At 44.9% G+C, this 1,546-nt stretch carries 2 protein-coding genes; both read left to right on the top strand.

The annotated features are described in order from the left end of the window. Positions 1 to 250: alanine racemase C-terminal domain-containing protein (locus tag ACP45E_RS19620; protein ID WP_277815731.1), on the top strand; the 250-nt coding region annotated here is incomplete at its 5' end. 5 nt (positions 251 to 255) lie between these two features. Continuing rightward, on the top strand, positions 256 to 1,452 hold the full coding sequence (locus ACP45E_RS19615) for a BamA/TamA family outer membrane protein (RefSeq protein ID WP_017038471.1): 1,197 nt from the start codon (positions 256 to 258) through the stop codon (positions 1,450 to 1,452). Positions 1,453 to 1,546 lie beyond the last annotated feature (94 nt).

Genomic DNA, 1,546 nt, shown 5'->3' with positions numbered 1-1,546 from the left:
CTACCCAAGAATGGCGCCCAATGGAACGCCTGTGCTAGTGGGTGGCCGTAAGGTGCCTACCGTTGGCCGTGTTTCTATGGATATGCTGACCGTTGATCTTGGGCCTGATGCTTTGGATTCAGTCGGTGATGAAGCGATTCTGTGGGGCGATGGTTTGTCTGCGGAAGAAGTGGCGAGCCACATTGGAACGATAGCGTATGAGCTTGTGACAAAGTTGACTTCTCGTGTTGCGATGGAATACAAAAAGTAGGTTCTATGTCTCGATTACTGCCCCATGTGTTGGCGATGATTTTACTCTCTGTTGTCGCTAGCGTTTCCGCCAAAGAAAAAGATTCTGCCTTCGTCCCTTTTATATTTAGCACTGAAACGTTAGGTTTTAGTGTCGGTGCCGCAGGTGTTGCCAAAGGTGTTTGGCAGCCTCAGGCGGCCTTATTTGGTATGGGTTTATATTCCGACAAAGGCAGCTATGTGGGTTTCCTCTCTGCTCATAACTACGCTTTAAGCGATAACTTGCTGTTTAGCACCCAGCTTTACCAAGCTAAACTTAACCAGGCTCCTTACTATTTGGGAGAGCAGGGCAACAATGAATCGTCCATCTTAAATAAAACGATTGTTGATGGCTTTGAAGAAAATTATGAACTTGAATTTAAATTCCTTCTTCCCTGGGGGGCGATAAAAGATCAAGGTTACATGGGTATGTTCAAGCCTCAGCGTGAGGTGTCATTTGCCAGCCCTTTAGAATCTGGTGTCACTTCTCTTTCTGTTGTTCCTTTTTATACCTCTCGAAAGCTAACGAATACGATTGAAGAAAATGAAGCTGCAAAAGGAGTCCGTTTTACTTTCGATTGGGATAATCGAGATAACGCGAGAAACCCCACAAAAGGATCCCATACCGAAGTCTCTCTTACCATGGGCTCAGACAATTGGGTAGATGAAGACAGCTGGAACCAGGTGGAGTTGCAGAACAGCCAATATTTTTCACTAGGACCGCTTGGTGACATTTTTGATCAACAAGTATTGGCGTTTGATTTTTACACTGCCGATACACCAAGTTGGAATGATTGTGATGGCCCACAGAATTGTGCTCGACCTCCAGAGCATGAGAACATCAGTTTAGGCGGATTGTATCGCTTACGAAGCTATACAGGTGGTCGTTATCATGGTCGCTCTGCCATCCACTATTCAGCAGAGTACCGCATATTGCCTGAGTGGCAACCATTAGGATCACTACCTGTTATTAACTATTATGATTTACCTTGGTGGCAATGGGTTGTCTTTGTTGATGCAGGTCGAGTCGCTGATGAGTATGATTTAAAAACACTCCATACTGATATGAAATGGAGTGCTGGTGGTGCAATACGATTCCAAGTAGAAGGTATTGTGGTTCGCGCTGAAGTCGCTAAAGGGTCTGAAGAGAGCCTGTTTAGAGTGATGATTAATCAACCGTTTTAGCTGTTCGTTTTAGCTAATGGTTTAAGCGAATTGTTTTAGCGACTCAGTTTAGCTACTGCTTACCGTGGACACTGCTTACTGCTTACTGCTTACT

It is taken from the genome of Vibrio genomosp. F10 str. 9ZD137 (genome assembly GCF_049974785.1).
Taxonomy (GTDB): Bacteria; Pseudomonadota; Gammaproteobacteria; order Enterobacterales; family Vibrionaceae; genus Vibrio.
The sequence above is the reverse complement of the archived record's forward strand: the minus strand, read 5'-3'. Positions and strand labels throughout refer to the sequence as shown.

What these genes read in the sequence shown, in the direction of transcription:
- ACP45E_RS19615 (WP_017038471.1), top strand. Translation starts at nt 256, where the DNA reads ATGTCTCGATTACTGCCCCATGTGTTGGCGATGATTTTACTCTCTGTT.